General features: G+C 64.9%; 13 protein-coding genes. 10 read left to right on the top strand and 3 right to left on the bottom strand.

What is annotated here, in order from left to right; genetic code table 11:
* Window positions 1-78 precede the first annotated feature (78 nt).
* Complete coding sequence (locus M4J39_RS05115; RefSeq protein ID WP_251726700.1) at window positions 79-2088, bottom strand: methyl-accepting chemotaxis protein; 2010 nt, start codon at window positions 2086-2088, stop codon at window positions 79-81.
* A 431-nt stretch (window positions 2089-2519) separates the two neighbouring features.
* On the opposite strand from M4J39_RS05115, the gene M4J39_RS05110 reads away from it, so the two are divergent.
* Window positions 2520-4607 (top strand): molybdopterin oxidoreductase family protein, encoded by a 2088-nt coding sequence (locus M4J39_RS05110; RefSeq protein WP_251726699.1) that lies wholly within the window; start codon window positions 2520-2522, stop codon window positions 4605-4607.
* A 140-nt stretch (window positions 4608-4747) separates the two neighbouring features.
* Window positions 4748-5062, top strand: a complete 315-nt coding sequence (locus tag M4J39_RS05105) for a hypothetical protein (RefSeq protein WP_251726698.1) — start codon at window positions 4748-4750, stop codon at window positions 5060-5062.
* A gap of 61 nt (window positions 5063-5123) precedes the next feature.
* Here M4J39_RS05105 and M4J39_RS05100 read toward each other — a convergent pair whose 3' ends face one another.
* Entirely contained in the window at window positions 5124-5771 is a 648-nt protein-coding gene (locus M4J39_RS05100) for a MarC family protein (protein ID WP_251726697.1), read from the bottom strand.
* Between the two features lie 100 nt (window positions 5772-5871).
* Between M4J39_RS05100 and M4J39_RS05095 the strand changes: the two genes are divergently transcribed.
* From M4J39_RS05095 to rarD, 6 genes are all read left to right on the top strand, one after another.
* Entirely contained in the window at window positions 5872-6384 is a 513-nt protein-coding gene (locus M4J39_RS05095) for a ClbS/DfsB family four-helix bundle protein (RefSeq protein WP_251726696.1), read from the top strand.
* Between the two features lie 215 nt (window positions 6385-6599).
* Window positions 6600-7100, top strand: a complete 501-nt coding sequence (gene nusB / locus M4J39_RS05090; protein WP_251726695.1) for a transcription antitermination factor NusB — start codon at window positions 6600-6602, stop codon at window positions 7098-7100.
* A 1-nt stretch (window position 7101) separates the two neighbouring features.
* The gene (thiL, locus tag M4J39_RS05085; RefSeq protein ID WP_251726694.1) at window positions 7102-8097 is read left to right on the top strand and encodes a thiamine-phosphate kinase; all 996 of its coding nucleotides are present in this window, start codon (window positions 7102-7104) and stop codon (window positions 8095-8097) included.
* 164 nt (window positions 8098-8261) lie between these two features.
* A complete protein-coding gene (locus tag M4J39_RS05080) occupies window positions 8262-8843 on the top strand; it encodes a YqaA family protein (RefSeq protein WP_251726693.1) in 582 nt (193 codons plus the stop codon).
* A gap of 324 nt (window positions 8844-9167) precedes the next feature.
* Complete coding sequence (locus M4J39_RS05075; protein WP_251726692.1) at window positions 9168-11306, top strand: sodium-translocating pyrophosphatase; 2139 nt, start codon at window positions 9168-9170, stop codon at window positions 11304-11306.
* 113 nt (window positions 11307-11419) lie between these two features.
* Entirely contained in the window at window positions 11420-12337 is a 918-nt protein-coding gene (gene rarD, locus M4J39_RS05070) for an EamA family transporter RarD (RefSeq protein WP_251726691.1), read from the top strand.
* A 55-nt stretch (window positions 12338-12392) separates the two neighbouring features.
* On the opposite strand, the gene M4J39_RS05065 is transcribed toward rarD, so the two are convergent.
* Window positions 12393-12872, bottom strand: a complete 480-nt coding sequence (locus M4J39_RS05065; protein ID WP_251726690.1) for an outer membrane protein assembly factor BamE — start codon at window positions 12870-12872, stop codon at window positions 12393-12395.
* A 354-nt stretch (window positions 12873-13226) separates the two neighbouring features.
* Here M4J39_RS05065 and M4J39_RS05060 point away from each other — a divergent pair, with 354 nt between their 5' ends.
* Complete coding sequence (locus tag M4J39_RS05060; RefSeq protein ID WP_251726689.1) at window positions 13227-13733, top strand: ubiquinol-cytochrome C chaperone family protein; 507 nt, start codon at window positions 13227-13229, stop codon at window positions 13731-13733.
* The gene (locus M4J39_RS05055) at window positions 13730-14275 is read left to right on the top strand and encodes a DUF177 domain-containing protein (protein WP_251726688.1); all 546 of its coding nucleotides are present in this window, start codon (window positions 13730-13732) and stop codon (window positions 14273-14275) included. The genes M4J39_RS05060 and M4J39_RS05055 overlap by 4 nt, the downstream gene beginning before the upstream one ends.
* The last annotated feature ends 97 nt before the right edge of the window (window positions 14276-14372 follow it).

The raw sequence follows: 14372 nt of genomic DNA, 5'->3' as shown, positions 1-14372 counted from the left end.
CAATCATGCAAAAGGCCCGGAGCGATCCGGGCCTTTTCAGTGTCATGGCAAGCCTGACGCAAGGCGCACGAGCTACGTTTACACGGCAACCCGTTCAAGAAACTCGTCGATCGCCGCTTCGAGGTCGCGGGTCTGGTTCAGCACCAGGGCGGCGGCCGTTTCGACGTGGCGGGCGGTGTCGGAGGTCTTGCCGATCGCCTCGACCACATGGCCGACGCTCTCGGACACCGTGACAGTGTTGCCAGAGGCTTCGCTGACGTTGCGGCTGATCTCGTTGGTGGAGGCTTCCTGCTGTTCCACCGCGGAGGCGATGCCGAGCGTGGCGCGGTTTACCTCTTCCATGGTGGCGGCGATGGCACGGATCGATTCCACCGCTTCGGCGGTCGATGCCTGCATTTCCGAGATCTGAGCCGCGATCTGCTCGGTCGCGCGGGACGTCTGGTCGGACAGCCCCTTCACTTCGGCGGCGACGACGGCAAAGCCCTTGCCGGCTTCACCGGCGCGCGCCGCCTCGATGGTGGCATTGAGGGCAAGGAGGTTGGTCTGCTCGGCGATGGAGCGGATCAGGATCACCACCTGTCCGACCCGGCTTGCGGCATCGGCGAGCCCGGCTACCTGTTCGTTGGTACGGCGAGCGCCTTCGGTGGCGCTGCCGATGACGGTGGTGGTGCGCCCGACGTGACTGACCACCTCGCTGATCGATGACGCGAGTTCCTCGGCAGCGCCGGCCACGACCGTGACCTTCTCCGAGGCGCCTCGCGAGGCGGTCGACGCGCTTTCGGCTTGTGTCCGGGTGCGTCCCGCCTCGTCGAGCAGCCCGTCGGCGGCGCTTTGCATGCCGGCCATGGTGTCGGTGACGGCGCGGGTGAGTTCGCCGGCCACCGAGCGGAAGTCGCGCACCGCCGCCTCGAAGGCCTGCTGGCGGCGAAGGCGCTCCCCGGCGTCGAGGCGCTGTTCATCCTCAAGGCGGGCCTTCTCGGCCTGGTTGTCCCGGAAAACGGCGAGGGTACGGGCCATGGCGCCGATCTCGTCGGCGCGATCGGTGTCCTCGACCATTGCCGCCTCGCCACGCGACAACACTTCCATGGTGGCACGGATGCGGCTGAGCGGACCGGTGATCGAGCGGCTGATCTGCCAACTGATCAGGGCGCCGGCCAGCAGCGTCAGCGGCACGACGACATAGATGAGACGCAGCGCGAACTGGGTCCCGTCGGTAAAGGCCTGTGTCGTCGATCCGTTGAGCTCGCCGGCGGCGCTCTTGATGGCGTTGGTCAGCGGCTCGGCGAGATCGAAGGAGAGAGACGTCTGGTCGGCGACCTTCACCCATGACGAATAGAGTTCGACATAGGATGAAAAGGCGGCGGAGTAGGCGGCAAGCCGCGCCTTGAGCGCATCCTTTGTTTCCGCGCCGAGCTGGGTCTTGTCGAGCTCGCGGATAAAGCGGCCGCCGGCGGCGTCGAAGGCGCCGGAACTCGGTCCGTCGTGACGCAGCATGAACTCGGCGCGCGCCTGGTTGAGCTGGGCAAAGGCCTGAACGACGCGGACGGTGTCGGGATTCTGGCCGCTCTTGGTTGCCTTGTTCACATCGGTGCGAAGAGCCTGAAAGGCGGCTTCCATCTCGCCCAGGATGCCGCTGTCGTTGCCGAAGCCGAGCTTGATCTGTCCGCTCTTCACTTCGGCGAACTGCTCCGAGATCTTGTCGAAGAGAACCCCGAGCTGATCGGCTTCGTCGGTGGCGGCACCAACAGTGCCGGCCGCTTCGCGGAGGTGCTCTATGGTTTTGCGCGTCTCACCGACCAGGCCGTCGATCTCGTTTGCGCGATCGGGCGTCGGCGCGACCATGAACAGTCGTTCCTTGGCGGCGAGCTTGTTGGCGAGGCTCTGCGTCTGCTCCGATAGAAGCGACAGGCCGGTGGCGGCCGAAGAGGTTTGCTCCAGCGCGCGCATGGAGACCACGGCGTAGCCTCCGGTGCCGGAGACGACGATCAGTCCGGCGAGCCAGACCAGTGAGAGCGAGGCAACCTTGAGACGGATGGACAGCCCGCCACGAGAGCGACGCGAGCCAGCCGGCTTTGAACGAAACAACATGCCAAATCCCCTGCTTGTTTCGTGCACATTAGACTTTTGGTTGTTTAACGACCGCCTAATCTCGCAATAGGAAGTTGAGTTGTTGCTTGGCCGGAGTTTATCTTCGGTTAATTGGTCGATACTGCACATAGATCCGGCAATGGTGTGCCGTTTTAATTGTCATTTCTCGCAGTTCTCGGTGCTTGAAGAGAAAATCGACTGTCGGCTTGCCGCTGTTTCGAGCAAAAAGTGCGGAAATGGGAGGCACACTTAACGTGCTCAGTAGATGCAGCTGCAATGTCGCGCTGCCCTAGGTGTTCTCGCTTATGCCTTCTGGGCTATCCGGGCTCATGCGATCCGAGGGGAACCTGAGGGCGCAGATCAAAAAAAGCGCGACCTTGGCTGATGGAATCAGTAACGTGGCGGTCCGCTTTCCACCGGACTTCTTGTCAATGAACGTCTCGCTTCGCCCCGGTTTCGCCCATTCCGCCTGTCCGCACGACTGCCCGTCGACCTGCGCGCTCGATGTCGAGCTGATGCCGGATGGTCGGGTCGGGCGGCTGCGCGGCTCGCCGGACAACAGCTACACGGCCGGTGTCATCTGCGCCAAGGTCGGCCGCTATGCCGAACGGCTCTATCATCCCGAACGCCTCATGAAGCCGCTTCTCAACGTCGGCGCCAAGGGGGAGGGGAAGTTCAGGGAGATCTCCTGGGAAGAGGCGCTCGACCGCGTCGCCGATGCCTTTCTGGCCGCCGAACGGGAGTTCGGCGCCGAAAGCGTCTGGCCCTACAAGTATGCCGGCACCATGGGCCTCGTGCAGCGCGACAGCTTGGAGAGGCTCCGGCACGTCAAGAAATACTCGCGCAGCCACGACACCATTTGCGTGACGCCAGCCTGGACGGGTTGGATCGCCGGCACCGGCCGTCTTGCCGGACCGGATCCGCGCGAGATGGCGCAGTCCGATTGCATCGTCATCTGGGGTACCAACGCCGTGACGACGCAGGTCAACGTGATGACCCACGCCATCCGCGCTCGCAAGAGCCGGGGCGCCAAGATCGTCGCCGTCGACGTCTATGAGACGGAAACCGTGCGGCAGGCGGACCTCGGCCTCGTGCTGCGGCCAGGATCCGACGCGGCGCTCGCCTGCGCCGTCATGCATATCGCCTTCCGCGATGGGTATGCCGACCGCGCCTACATGGAAAAGTATGCCGACGCGCCGGCGGAGCTGGAGGCGCATCTCAAGTCGCGGACGCCGGAATGGGCGGCGGCGATCACCGGTCTCTCGGTTGCCGAGATCGAGGCGTTCGGCAAGCTGGTTGGCACGACACCGCGCACCTTCTTCCGTCTTGGCTACGGTTTCACCCGGTCGCGCAACGGCGTCGTCTCGATGCACGCGGCGCAGTCGATCGCCACGGTGCTGGGGCTTTGGCAGCGCGAAGGGGCGGGCGCCTTCCACAACAACGGCGCGATCTTCCGCCTCGACAAGACGATGGTCGAGGGGGAGGACGTGGAAGACCATAGCGTTCGCCACCTCGATCATTCGCGCGTCGGCCCGGTGCTGGTCGGCGAAGCCGACGCCTTGAAGGGCGGGCCCCCGGTCAAGGCCATGATCATCCAGAACTGCAACCCGATGACGGTAACGCCCGAGCAGGAAAAGGTGCGGCGCGGCTTCTTGCGCGACGATCTGTTCGTCTGCGTCCACGAGCAGTTCATGACCGATACGGCCAAGGTGGCCGACATCGTACTGCCGGCCACCATGTTCCTGGAGCACGACGACATCTACAAGGCCGGCGGGCAGCAGAGCATCCTGTTCGGGCCGAAGCTCGTCGAGCCGCCTGAAGGTCCGCGTGAAAACGTCTATGTCATCAACGAGCTGGCGAAGCGCCTCGGCGCCGAGCATCCGGGCTTCGAGATGACGGCGCGCGAGCATGTCGACTGGATGCTGCGGCACTCCGGGCTCGGCACCCTGGCCGATCTTGAACAGAAGCGCTTCTTCGACATGCAGCCGGACTTCGAGACGGCGCATTACGTGAAGGGCTTCGCCTATCCCGACGGCAAGTTCCGCTTCAAGCCGGATTGGGCCAACGTCAAGTCGTCCAACATCGGCCCCATGGGTCCCTGGCGGGAGATGCCGTCGCTACCCGACTACTGGCCGGTGGTCGAGGAGGCCGACGAGACGCATCCCTTCCGCCTCGTTACCGCGCCGGCGCGCAATTTCCTCAACACGTCGTTTGGCGAGACGCCGACGTCCTCGGTCCGCGAGGGGCGGCCGACGCTCAAGGTCCGGCCGGACGATGCGGCCCGGCTCGGCATAACCCAGGGCGACGCGGTTGTGATCGGCAACCATCGTGGCCGGGTCGAGCTTCACGCCGAACTCTTCGATGGGTTGCAGTCTGGCGTCGTGGTCGCCGAGGGCATCTGGGCGAACCGGGCGCACGGCGGCGGTGTAGGCATCAATACGCTGACGGGGTCGGATGAGATCGCGCCGTTTGGCGGCGCCGCCTTTCACGACACCAAGGTTTGGCTCAGGAAGCTGTGACGCCGAAAGGACAGGCCAAGATTCCGAACACGATGCGTGTCCTTTGCATTGAGGTGATTCCATCCCTTCGGAAAATGCTCTATGAAACCGCCGTTTCGGGGCCGCGCGGCGCGGCCTGACGATTCTTTCAAAATGAGGCCATGATGCGGGTTGTTTCCGGTTCTGTTGCCGCCGTTGCGCTTGCCGTCGGTCTGGTCAGCGCGTTGCCGGCAAGCGCCGACACGATTTCCCGCGACACTCTGTCGCGCAAGTTCCTCGACTACTGCGTCAATACCCAGTACCGCGTCGAAGGCATCGACCGAAGCTCCATGGTCGACAAATGCCGCAAGGCCTCCGTGGCCGCGATGGCTCAGTTCGAGGGCGACAGTTTCGACGCACCGTCGCGTGCGAAGCTCACGGCCGAGCAGGACAAGGCAATTCGCGCCGCCGTCGCTGCTGCCTTCGCCAAGAAGTAAGTCTCCTCCTCGTCTGGCTGGACGCTTTCTCGGTCTGGCTCTCCGCCCGACGGGCGAATGCTTACGCCATGATCGCCTTGATACCGTCAGCGACGAACTGAACGGCGAGCGAGGCGAGCAGGACGCCGAGAAGTCGCGTCAGCACATTGCGGCCGGTGTCGCCCAGATAGCGGTCGATGCGGTCGGCGGCGATGAAGATGGCGAAGGACAGGGCGATGATCGCGGCGATGATCAGCACCAGCGTCGCCATGGTCAGCGGATCGTGCGCGTCCGCCGCCAGCAGAATGGTGGCTGATATGGCGCCGGGGCCGGCAAGAAAGGGAATGGCGATCGGGAAGACGGCGAGATGCCGGATGTCCTCGCCGATCGGCTGCGGATGACCGACCGCTACGTCGGCGTGGCCGCCCTTGTCGGAACCGCTCGACTTGGGCTTCTCGAACACCATCTCGAAGGCGATCCAGAACAGCAAGAGACCGCCGGCGATGCGGAAGGCCGGCATGGATATGCCGAGGAAGGTCAGGATGCCGGCGCCGACGAAGGCGAAGGCGATCAGAACCAGAAAGGCGATGACCGAGGCGCGCACGGCCATGGCGCGTCGCATCTCGGGGCGGGCGCCGGCCGTCAGCGCCAGCACCAGCGGCGCGAGGCCCACCGGATCGATGGTGACAAAAAGTGTCGCGAAGGCATTGAGGATATAGTCGATCGGCATGGCCCATCCGCCGTTTCGGAAGTTGCCTGCTGCTCTGCCAGAAAAGCGATAGCGCCGATAGGGGCGGGCAACCTGTTGGCCGTGATTATAGGGAAAAGACGTGACTGTTCCCACAAACAAGACCGAACTCGCCGAAGCCATTCGCGGCAACTACTTGAAACTCCGTAGCGATCTGGATGGAGTGCCCGAGGCGCTTACCCGCGAGCCGACACTCGAAGGTCACGCCAAGGGTACGATCATGAGCGTGCATGATCTCGTTGCCTATCTCGTCGGCTGGGGAGAGTTGGTTCTGAAATGGCATGCCGGCTGGAACGCCGGCCGACAGGTGGACTTTCCGGAGACCGGCTACAAGTGGAACGAGCTCGGCCGACTGGCCGGGAAGTTCTATGCCGACTATGCGGATCTGACCTATCCGGGGCTGCTCGACCGTTTCGCCGCGACGAAGGATCGCATCCTTGCCGTTATCGACGGCACCGACGACCACGACCTCTACGGCAAGCCGTGGTACGAGACCTACACGCTCGGTCGCATGATCCAGTTGAACACGGCGTCGCCCTTCGACAACGCCCGCAAGCGGCTTCGGCGCTGGAAGAAGGAAAAGGGACTCGGCTGAAACCGAGGGCGCGGGAAGTGCCGTTTTCCGCTGGACAAACCGGTCGTTCCGTGGTCTTTGCGCCGCCACAGCATTATCAGGACCAGCCGCCGGCCGGCGGCGCCTTACGCGCCGCTCTCTCCGGAGCGTGGCGGCGTTCCGAAACGACGATTCAGCGCGGATGTGAGCCCGGATTGAATGCCGGTCGATCCTGCCGCCTGGGAGACAGTGGGACCATGAACGACGACCGATCCGGCGCCAGATCCGAGCCGCGTCCGGCCAACCAGCGCGGGGCTGCCCGCCTCGCCGCCGTGCAGGCGCTCTACCAGCTTGAGATCGGCGGCGGCGACCTCATGGAAGTGGTGCATGAGTTCGAGGCCTTCCGCCTGGGCAAGGAGCTCGACGGCTTCGAGTACAGGCAGGCGGATGCCGGCTGGTTCCGCGATATCGTCGGCGGTGTCGTCGCCGACCAGCGGACGGTCGATCCCATGGTGCATACGGCGCTGGTCGAGGACTGGCCGCTCAAGCGCGTCGATGCGACGCTGCGCGCCATCCTGCGCTGCGGCACCTATGAGCTCCTGAAGCGCGGCGACGTGCCGGGCCGGGTCATCATTTCCGAGTATATCGACGTTGCCCGCGCCTTTTTCGAGGATGACGAGCCCCGTCTCGTCAACGGCGTGCTCGATCGCATCGCCCACGAAATCCGTCCCGACGAGTTCCCCAAAGAGGGAGCCTGACATGACGGCGGCGGACGGCCTTGGCGAGTTCGAACTGATCGCTCGGGTCTTTGCGCCGCTTGCGGCCGATGGCGCCTTGGGGCTGACCGACGACGCCGCCTTCTACCGCCCGCGCCCCGGCCTCGATCTCGTGCTGACCAAGGACGAGGTGGTGAGCGGCGTCCATTTCTTTGCCGAGGATCCGTGGGACGCGGTGGCGCGCAAGGCCTTGCGCGTCAACCTCTCAGATCTCGCCGCGAAGGGCGCGGCGCCGGTCGGCTATCTTCTGGCTCTCGGTCTTCCCAAGGATTTCACCGCCGAGGAAATCGACGCCTTGGGCGCCGGGCTCGCCGCCGACCAGGCGATCTATGGCATCTCGCTCTATGGTGGCGACACGGTGCGCTCGCCGGCCGGCCTGACGCTGTCGGTGACGGCGATCGGCGAGGTCAGGCAAGACGGCATGGTCCGGCGCGGTGGTGCGCAGGCCGGTGAGGTTATCGTCGTCACCGGCACCATCGGAGACGCTGCTCTCGGCCTCTCCCTGCGCCTCGACCCGGCGCTTTCCGGCCGACTGGGACTTTCCGCCGAACATCGCGACCATCTTCTCGATCGTTACCTGCTGCCCCAGCCGCGCGGCGCTCTGGCGTCTGCGGCGGCCGACTGCGCGTCGGGCGGCATGGATATTTCCGATGGTCTTGTTGGCGACCTCGGCAAGATGGCCGCCGCCTCCGGAGTCGCCATCGAGATCGACGCAGGCCGCGTGCCGTTGTCGGCCGCCGCGCAGGCGGCGATTGCCGTCGATCCGCGCCTTCTCTCCGTTGCCCTGACCGGCGGCGACGACTACGAGCTGGCATTGTCCATTCCCGAGGCCAAGGTTGGCACTTTCCTCGCGGCCGCGGCCTCGGTGGGGGTGAACGCCACCGCGATCGGCCGGGCCCGGCAGGGCGAGGGCGCCGTGGTTCGGGGCGACCATTCGGCGCTCGCCGACCTCGGGTCGGGGTCATACCGCCACTTCTAGGGTGTCGGCCCGAAAGTTGCTAAGTTTCCAACCAAGCGGACGCGCAAGCGGCTGTCCGGCTTGCGTCGCCACGGGCGAGTCGCTAGACCTGCGCCGGGCTCCGTTTGGGTAGCCGCCGATTGTTTCCCCGAATCGTTGTTTTTCTTTGTTTTTCCGGAGGGCCGATGTTCCGCAAGCTCTACGATTGGACCATGTCGCTGGCTGGCAGCCGCAAGGCCGGCACATGGCTCGCCGCCGTTTCCTTCGCGGAAAGCTCGTTCTTCCCGATCCCGCCCGACGTGATGCTGGTGCCGATGGTGCTGGCCCGCCGCGACAAGGCTTTCACCTACGCACTGATCTGCACCGTTGCCTCCGTGCTCGGCGGCATCCTCGGCTATTCCATCGGTCTTTTCCTGTTCGATAGCGTGGGAGCCTGGCTGATCCGCGTCTACGGCTACGGCCAGAGTTTCGACGACTTCCGCGCGGCCTACGCCCACTATGGCGCCTGGATCATCCTGATCAAGGGACTGACGCCCATCCCGTTCAAGCTGGTCACCATCGCCTCGGGCTTTGCCGCCTATAATTTCCCGCTCTTCGTGCTGCTCTGCGCGATCACGCGTGGCGCCCGCTTCTTCCTCGTCGCCTTTCTGCTGCGTCTTTACGGCGAGCCGGTCCGCCAGTTCATCGAGCGTCGCCTCGATGCGGTAATGTGGGGGCTGCTGATCATCATCGTTGGTGGATTCGTGGCGGCGCGCTACGTCGTCTGAGTGCGCGGAACCGCCCGGTTTCGGCGGCAACGAAGCGAAGCGGCCGCATTTTCGTGCCGAATGGGGACAAAACGATAAAATCGTAGGCTTCGGGCTTTCACGCCCTTGACGCCACCAAACGAGGCTATATCGGTAATCCCGCCCTCGTATCCGGCCGCGGAACGGGGTCGACGTCGTGTGTCGACCCATTTCAGCAAGGCGGTGGACAAGAGGGTCGCTCCCAAGGCGAACGGGCACGGGAACCGTCAGGTTCCCAAGGGGCGTTCGCCTTCGGTTCGTGGCGCCAAGGCCGGACCCTCGAGCGTCCGGCACTGCGGAGGGATCATGTACGTTCTTTACATCGCGATCATCTGCGGACTGTTGTCCATCGCCTATGGCGTATGGGCGATCAAGTCCGTGATGGCATCGGACGCGGGCAGCGCCCGCATGCAGGAAATCTCTGGGGCTGTCGCTGAGGGTGCTCAGGCCTATCTCAAGCGTCAGTACACCACGATCGGCATCGTCGGCGTGGTGATCCTGGTTGTGATCGCGTGGCTGCTCGGTTTGCCGGTCGCCATCGGCTTCGTCGTCGGCGCCGTCCTGTCCGGACTCGCCGGCTTCATCGGCATGAACGTCTCGGTTCGCGCCAACGTCCGCACCGCCGCCGCTGCCATGCAGTCGCTGGCCGGCGGTCTCAACATCGCCTTCAAGGCGGGCGCCGTCACCGGCCTTCTGGTGGCCGGCCTCGCGCTTCTCGGCGTTGCCGTCTACTTCTGGGTGCTGACCGGCCCGATGGGCTACGCGGCCAATGACCGCACCGTCATCGACGCCCTCGTCGCCCTCGGCTTCGGCGCCTCGCTGATCTCGATCTTCGCCCGTCTCGGCGGCGGCATCTTCACCAAGGGCGCCGACGTCGGCGCCGACCTCGTCGGCAAGGTCGAGGCCGGTATCCCCGAGGATGATCCGCGCAACCCCGCCACGATCGCCGACAACGTCGGTGACAACGTCGGCGACTGCGCCGGCATGGCCGCCGACCTGTTTGAGACCTACGCGGTGACAGTGGTCGCCACCATGGTGCTCGCCTCGATCTTCTTCGCCACCAATGGCGAGCTGCTCCTCAACGCGATGCTCTATCCGCTGCTGATCTGCGGCGCCTGCATCATCACGTCGATCATCGGCACCTTCTTCGTGAAGCTCGGCGCCAACAACTCGATCATGGGCGCCCTCTACAAGGGTCTCTGGGCCTCGTCGCTGCTGTCGATCATCGGCCTCGGTGGCGCCACTTCGCTGACCATCGGCTGGGGCGAAATCGCCGTGGTTGACGGTATCGCGCTGACCGGCACCAAGCTGTTCATCTGCGGTATCCTCGGTCTCGTCGTCACCGGCCTGATCGTCTGGATCACCGAGTACTACACCGGCACGGGCAAGCGCCCTGTGGTGTCGATCGCCCAGTCGTCGGTTACCGGCCACGGTACCAACGTCATCCAGGGCCTCGCCGTGTCGCTCGAGTCGACCGCCCTCCCGGCGCTCGTCATCGTCGCCGGCATCATCGCCACCTATCAGCTCGGCGGCCTGTTCGGCACGGCGATCGCGGTGACCACCATGCTCGGCCTCGCCGGCATGATCGTCGCTCTCGACGCCTTCGGCCCGGTCACCGACAATGCCGGTGGCATCGCCGAAATGGCCGGCCTGCCCAAGGACGTCCGTCACACCACCGACGCGCTCGACGCCGTCGGCAACACCACCAAGGCCGTCACCAAGGGCTATGCCATTGGTTCCGCCGGCCTCGGCGCGCTGGTGCTGTTCGCCGCCTATACGAACGACATCAAGCACTTCGCTGAAAGTGGCGTCAGCTACTTCCAGGGTATCGGCACCATCGACCTGTCGCTGTCCAACCCCTACGTGGTGGCCGGTCTGCTGTTCGGCGGCCTGATCCCCTACCTGTTCGGCGGCATCGCCATGACCGCCGTCGGCCGCGCCGCCGGTTCGGTGGTGGAGGAAGTCCGTCGTCAGTTCAAGGAAAAGCCGGGCATCATGGCCGGCACGGAGCGTCCGGACTACGGCCGCGCCGTCGACATGCTGACCAAGGCGGCGATCAAGGAAATGATCATCCCGTCGCTTCTGCCGGTGCTGTCGCCGCTGGTGGTCTACTTCGGCGTGCTCGCCGCCTCCGGCTCGAAGGCCAACGCCTTCGCCGCCCTCGGCGCCTCGCTGCTCGGCGTGATCGTCAACGGCCTGTTCGTCGCCATCTCGATGACCTCGGGTGGTGGCGCCTGGGACAACGCCAAGAAGAGCTTCGAGGACGGTTTCGTCGACAAGGACGGCGTCAAGCACTTCAAGGGTTCCGACGCCCACAAGGCTTCGGTGACCGGCGACACCGTCGGCGATCCCTACAAGGACACCGCCGGTCCGGCCGTCAACCCGGCCATCAAGATCACCAACATCGTGGCCCTGCTGCTGCTGGCGGTTCTCGCCCATAGCTGATAGACCACATCAGTATTGCGACTGAACGAAGCGGCGGTCGGGCAACCGGCCGCCGCTTCGGCTTTTCGGGTGGCGCCGTCCGGCACCGCCGGCCATTGTCCGGAATCATGACCATGACATCCGCCCAAGCCGCTGTTCCGGCTGGTCTCGGCCGCTATCGCGGCTTCGCCTTTGCCTTCTCGGCCTACCTTCTCTGGGGATTTCTGCCCTTCTACATGAAGGCCGTCGCCCACATCTCGCCCTACGAGGTGGTGGCCCATCGCGTGCTGTGGTCGGTGCCGATCACGGTGGCGATCGTCGTCGCCCAGGGCGGCTTCGGCAGCTTTCTGACGGTGTTCCGGCAGCCGCGCACGCTCGCCATGGGGTTTCTCACGGCCAGCCTCATCTCGGTGAACTGGGCGATCTACGTCTGGGCGATCGGGTCGGGCAGGGCGCTCGAATCGGCGCTCGGCTACTTCATCAATCCGCTGGTCAACGTTGCCCTTGGGACGATCTTTCTCGGCGAGCGATTGAGCCGCGCCCAGGTGTTCGCCGTCGCGCTCGCGGTCTTCGGCGTCGGTCTGATGACCGTGGAGAGCGGCGGCCTGCCCTGGGTGTCGCTGGCGCTGGCCCTCTCATTCGGCATCTACGGCTATCTCAAGAAAACGCTGCCGATCGGGCCGACACACGGCTTCCTTCTGGAAGTCGTTCTGATTTCGCCCTTGGCGCTTGCGTACGTCGGCTGGCTTGCGGCCACTGGCAGCGGACACTTCATGGGGACAGGGGAGGTGACCACGGCCTCCGACACGCTGCTGCTGGCGGCGTCTGGCCTCGTGACGGCGGTGCCGCTCATCCTGTTCGTCTATGGCGCGCGGCTTCTGCGCTACTCGACCATCGGTCTCATGCAGTATATCGCGCCGTCGATGATCTTTCTGACAGCCGTCTTCGTGTTCCACGAGCCGTTCTCGGTCGGCAAGCTCGTCGCCTTCATGTTCATCTGGGCGGCGCTGGTGGTCTACACGGCGACGATGTTTTCGGGTCGCAAGGCTTGAGACATGAAAAAGGGCGCGGTCGATGCCGCGCCCTTCTCGTCGGGATCGTGATGGCTCAGTTCATATTGCCGAGCGGGTTGACGCGGCCCACGCCCTTGAAGATCTGGGCGATGAGGTTGAGGTCGGCGCCGCCGGTGCGGGTCTTGCGCTCGATGAAGTCGAACACCTTGCCGTCCTTCAGACCGTAGTTGGCGATCTGCTTGACCAGACCGTTCTCGTCGAAATAGACGGCGAGCACCCGCTGGTCGGTGACCGAGCGCCCCATGAGCGGGTTCTCGTCGATGGTCTGTGAGATGTAATAGAAGGTGTCGCCGGAGAGCGTCGAGGTCGTCGACGGCGAGCCGAGCACCAGAAGCACCTGTTCGCGCGACGAGCCGACCGGCACCTGCGCCAGGGCGTCCTCGGAGAGCACGTAGCCATGCTGGATCGGCGGCGTGCCGCAAGCCGACACCGAGACGGCCGTCAGCAGGGCGATCGCGGCGCCCTTCAGACCAAACATCATGCCCGACGGGCGTACACTGCGGCTGAACTTCACATGAGCCTCCCGGCACTCATAACCACACCGTGGACAATCGCAGCATAGCGATCGCCGTGCTTTCTTCCGCCTCGGGTGCCGGCGGGCCCTCGGCCCTCGGCTGTCGTTCCATGCGACGCCATCTGGCGTCGGAAGCCGCTGGCGGGGCTTCGAGCATTGTCCCGACTTCCACGCTTGGCAACTTGGTTACCTTGCGCTAGGTCACGAGGCAACGTCAATTCGTGCGCCCGGCGCGGTTTCCTGTAGATCACCACGTCGGAATCGGTCTTCGGGGAAGGAAACGGCAAAACTATGGTGTTCGGCCTTTTCGGGCGGAAGAGATCGTCTCGCGTCGCTCCGTTCTACGAGGCCTTGATGCAGGTCTCGCGCCATCAGGTATTTTACGCCGAGCTCGGGGTTGCCGATACCGTGGAGGGGCGGCTCGAAATGCTGATGCTGCATGTCGGCCTCGCCGTTCATCGCCTGTCGCGGGACGACGCCGGACGCGAGACGGCGCGCCAGCTCAGCGAACTCTTCATCGACGACATGGAACGGTCGATGCGCGAGATCGGTTATGACGACAGCGGCCTCAAGCGGCGTCTCAAGAAGGTCGTCGGCGCGTTCTATGGCCGGACGGAGGCGACGGTTGCGGCGCTCGGCTCCGAGCAGCCGGGTGCGCTGGCCGAGGTGCTCGCGCGCAATGTCTACGGGGGGCTGGCGATCGAGCCCGATCAGGTTGCCCGTCTTGCCGTCCATATACGCGGCTTCGCCCAGGGGCTTGCGGACGTGCCGGTGAACGAACTTGTGACAGGGGGCTTGCCTTCCTCGATTCAACGCCCCATTTCCGCCGGCGAGCCGGCACTTTCGGATACCAAGCCATGACTGTAAAAGCCGATATCCCATTCTCCCGCGTCTTCGCATGGAGCGGCGTTCAGCCGCGCGGAACGCCGGTGGCTTTCGAGGCCAGCCCGGCCGAGTGCGAGGCCATGGCCGACGCGCTGGGCATTGTGAAGGTGGCGAGCGCTTCGGCCGAGTTTACCATTTCGCCGTTCCGCAAGACCGGTTTCAAGGTCGTGGGCGAGGTGCGGGCGGAAGTGGAGCAGGCCTGCGTCGTCACCCTCGACCCGGTGCCCGAGAGCATCCATGAGATCGTTGACCTTCGGTACTTGCCGGAGAGCGAAATCGAGCCGGTCAGCGAGGAGATCGAGGTCGATATCGATGCCGAGGATCCGCCGGAACCGATCCTGGGATCGACGGTCGATCTCGGCGTGCTGACCACCGAGTTCATCGCCGTCGGCCTCGACCCTTATCCGCGCAAGCCAGGCGTCGAGTTCACGCCGTTCATCGAGGACGACGGCAGCGAGGACGAGGCCGAATCGCCGTTCGCCGGCCTCGCCGCGCTGAAGGACAAGCCCTCATCCTGACCGACGCCGCGTGGTTCGGGGGCGGACGACGCGCATTTTGATGTTGTTTCCTGGGGGGGAATGGTTATCTTCCCGCCCGATCAATTTCGGCGGTCGC

Source organism: Pleomorphomonas sp. NRK KF1 (genome assembly GCF_023721755.1).
In the GTDB taxonomy this organism is placed as follows: domain Bacteria; phylum Pseudomonadota; class Alphaproteobacteria; order Rhizobiales; family Pleomorphomonadaceae; genus Pleomorphomonas.
This window is presented reverse-complemented; position numbering and strand designations above follow the sequence as displayed.

What these genes read in the sequence shown, in the direction of transcription:
- M4J39_RS05115 (WP_251726700.1), bottom strand. Translation starts at nt 2,088, where the DNA reads ATGTTGTTTCGTTCAAAGCCGGCTGGCTCGCGTCGCTCTCGTGGCGGG.
- M4J39_RS05110 (WP_251726699.1), top strand. Translation starts at nt 2,520, where the DNA reads ATGAACGTCTCGCTTCGCCCCGGTTTCGCCCATTCCGCCTGTCCGCAC.
- M4J39_RS05105 (WP_251726698.1), top strand. Translation starts at nt 4,748, where the DNA reads ATGATGCGGGTTGTTTCCGGTTCTGTTGCCGCCGTTGCGCTTGCCGTC.
- M4J39_RS05100 (WP_251726697.1), bottom strand. Translation starts at nt 5,771, where the DNA reads ATGCCGATCGACTATATCCTCAATGCCTTCGCGACACTTTTTGTCACC.
- nusB (WP_251726695.1), top strand. Translation starts at nt 6,600, where the DNA reads ATGAACGACGACCGATCCGGCGCCAGATCCGAGCCGCGTCCGGCCAAC.
- thiL (WP_251726694.1), top strand. Translation starts at nt 7,102, where the DNA reads ATGACGGCGGCGGACGGCCTTGGCGAGTTCGAACTGATCGCTCGGGTC.
- M4J39_RS05080 (WP_251726693.1), top strand. Translation starts at nt 8,262, where the DNA reads ATGTTCCGCAAGCTCTACGATTGGACCATGTCGCTGGCTGGCAGCCGC.
- M4J39_RS05075 (WP_251726692.1), top strand. Translation starts at nt 9,168, where the DNA reads ATGTACGTTCTTTACATCGCGATCATCTGCGGACTGTTGTCCATCGCC.
- rarD (WP_251726691.1), top strand. Translation starts at nt 11,420, where the DNA reads ATGACATCCGCCCAAGCCGCTGTTCCGGCTGGTCTCGGCCGCTATCGC.
- M4J39_RS05060 (WP_251726689.1), top strand. Translation starts at nt 13,227, where the DNA reads ATGCAGGTCTCGCGCCATCAGGTATTTTACGCCGAGCTCGGGGTTGCC.
- M4J39_RS05055 (WP_251726688.1), top strand. Translation starts at nt 13,730, where the DNA reads ATGACTGTAAAAGCCGATATCCCATTCTCCCGCGTCTTCGCATGGAGC.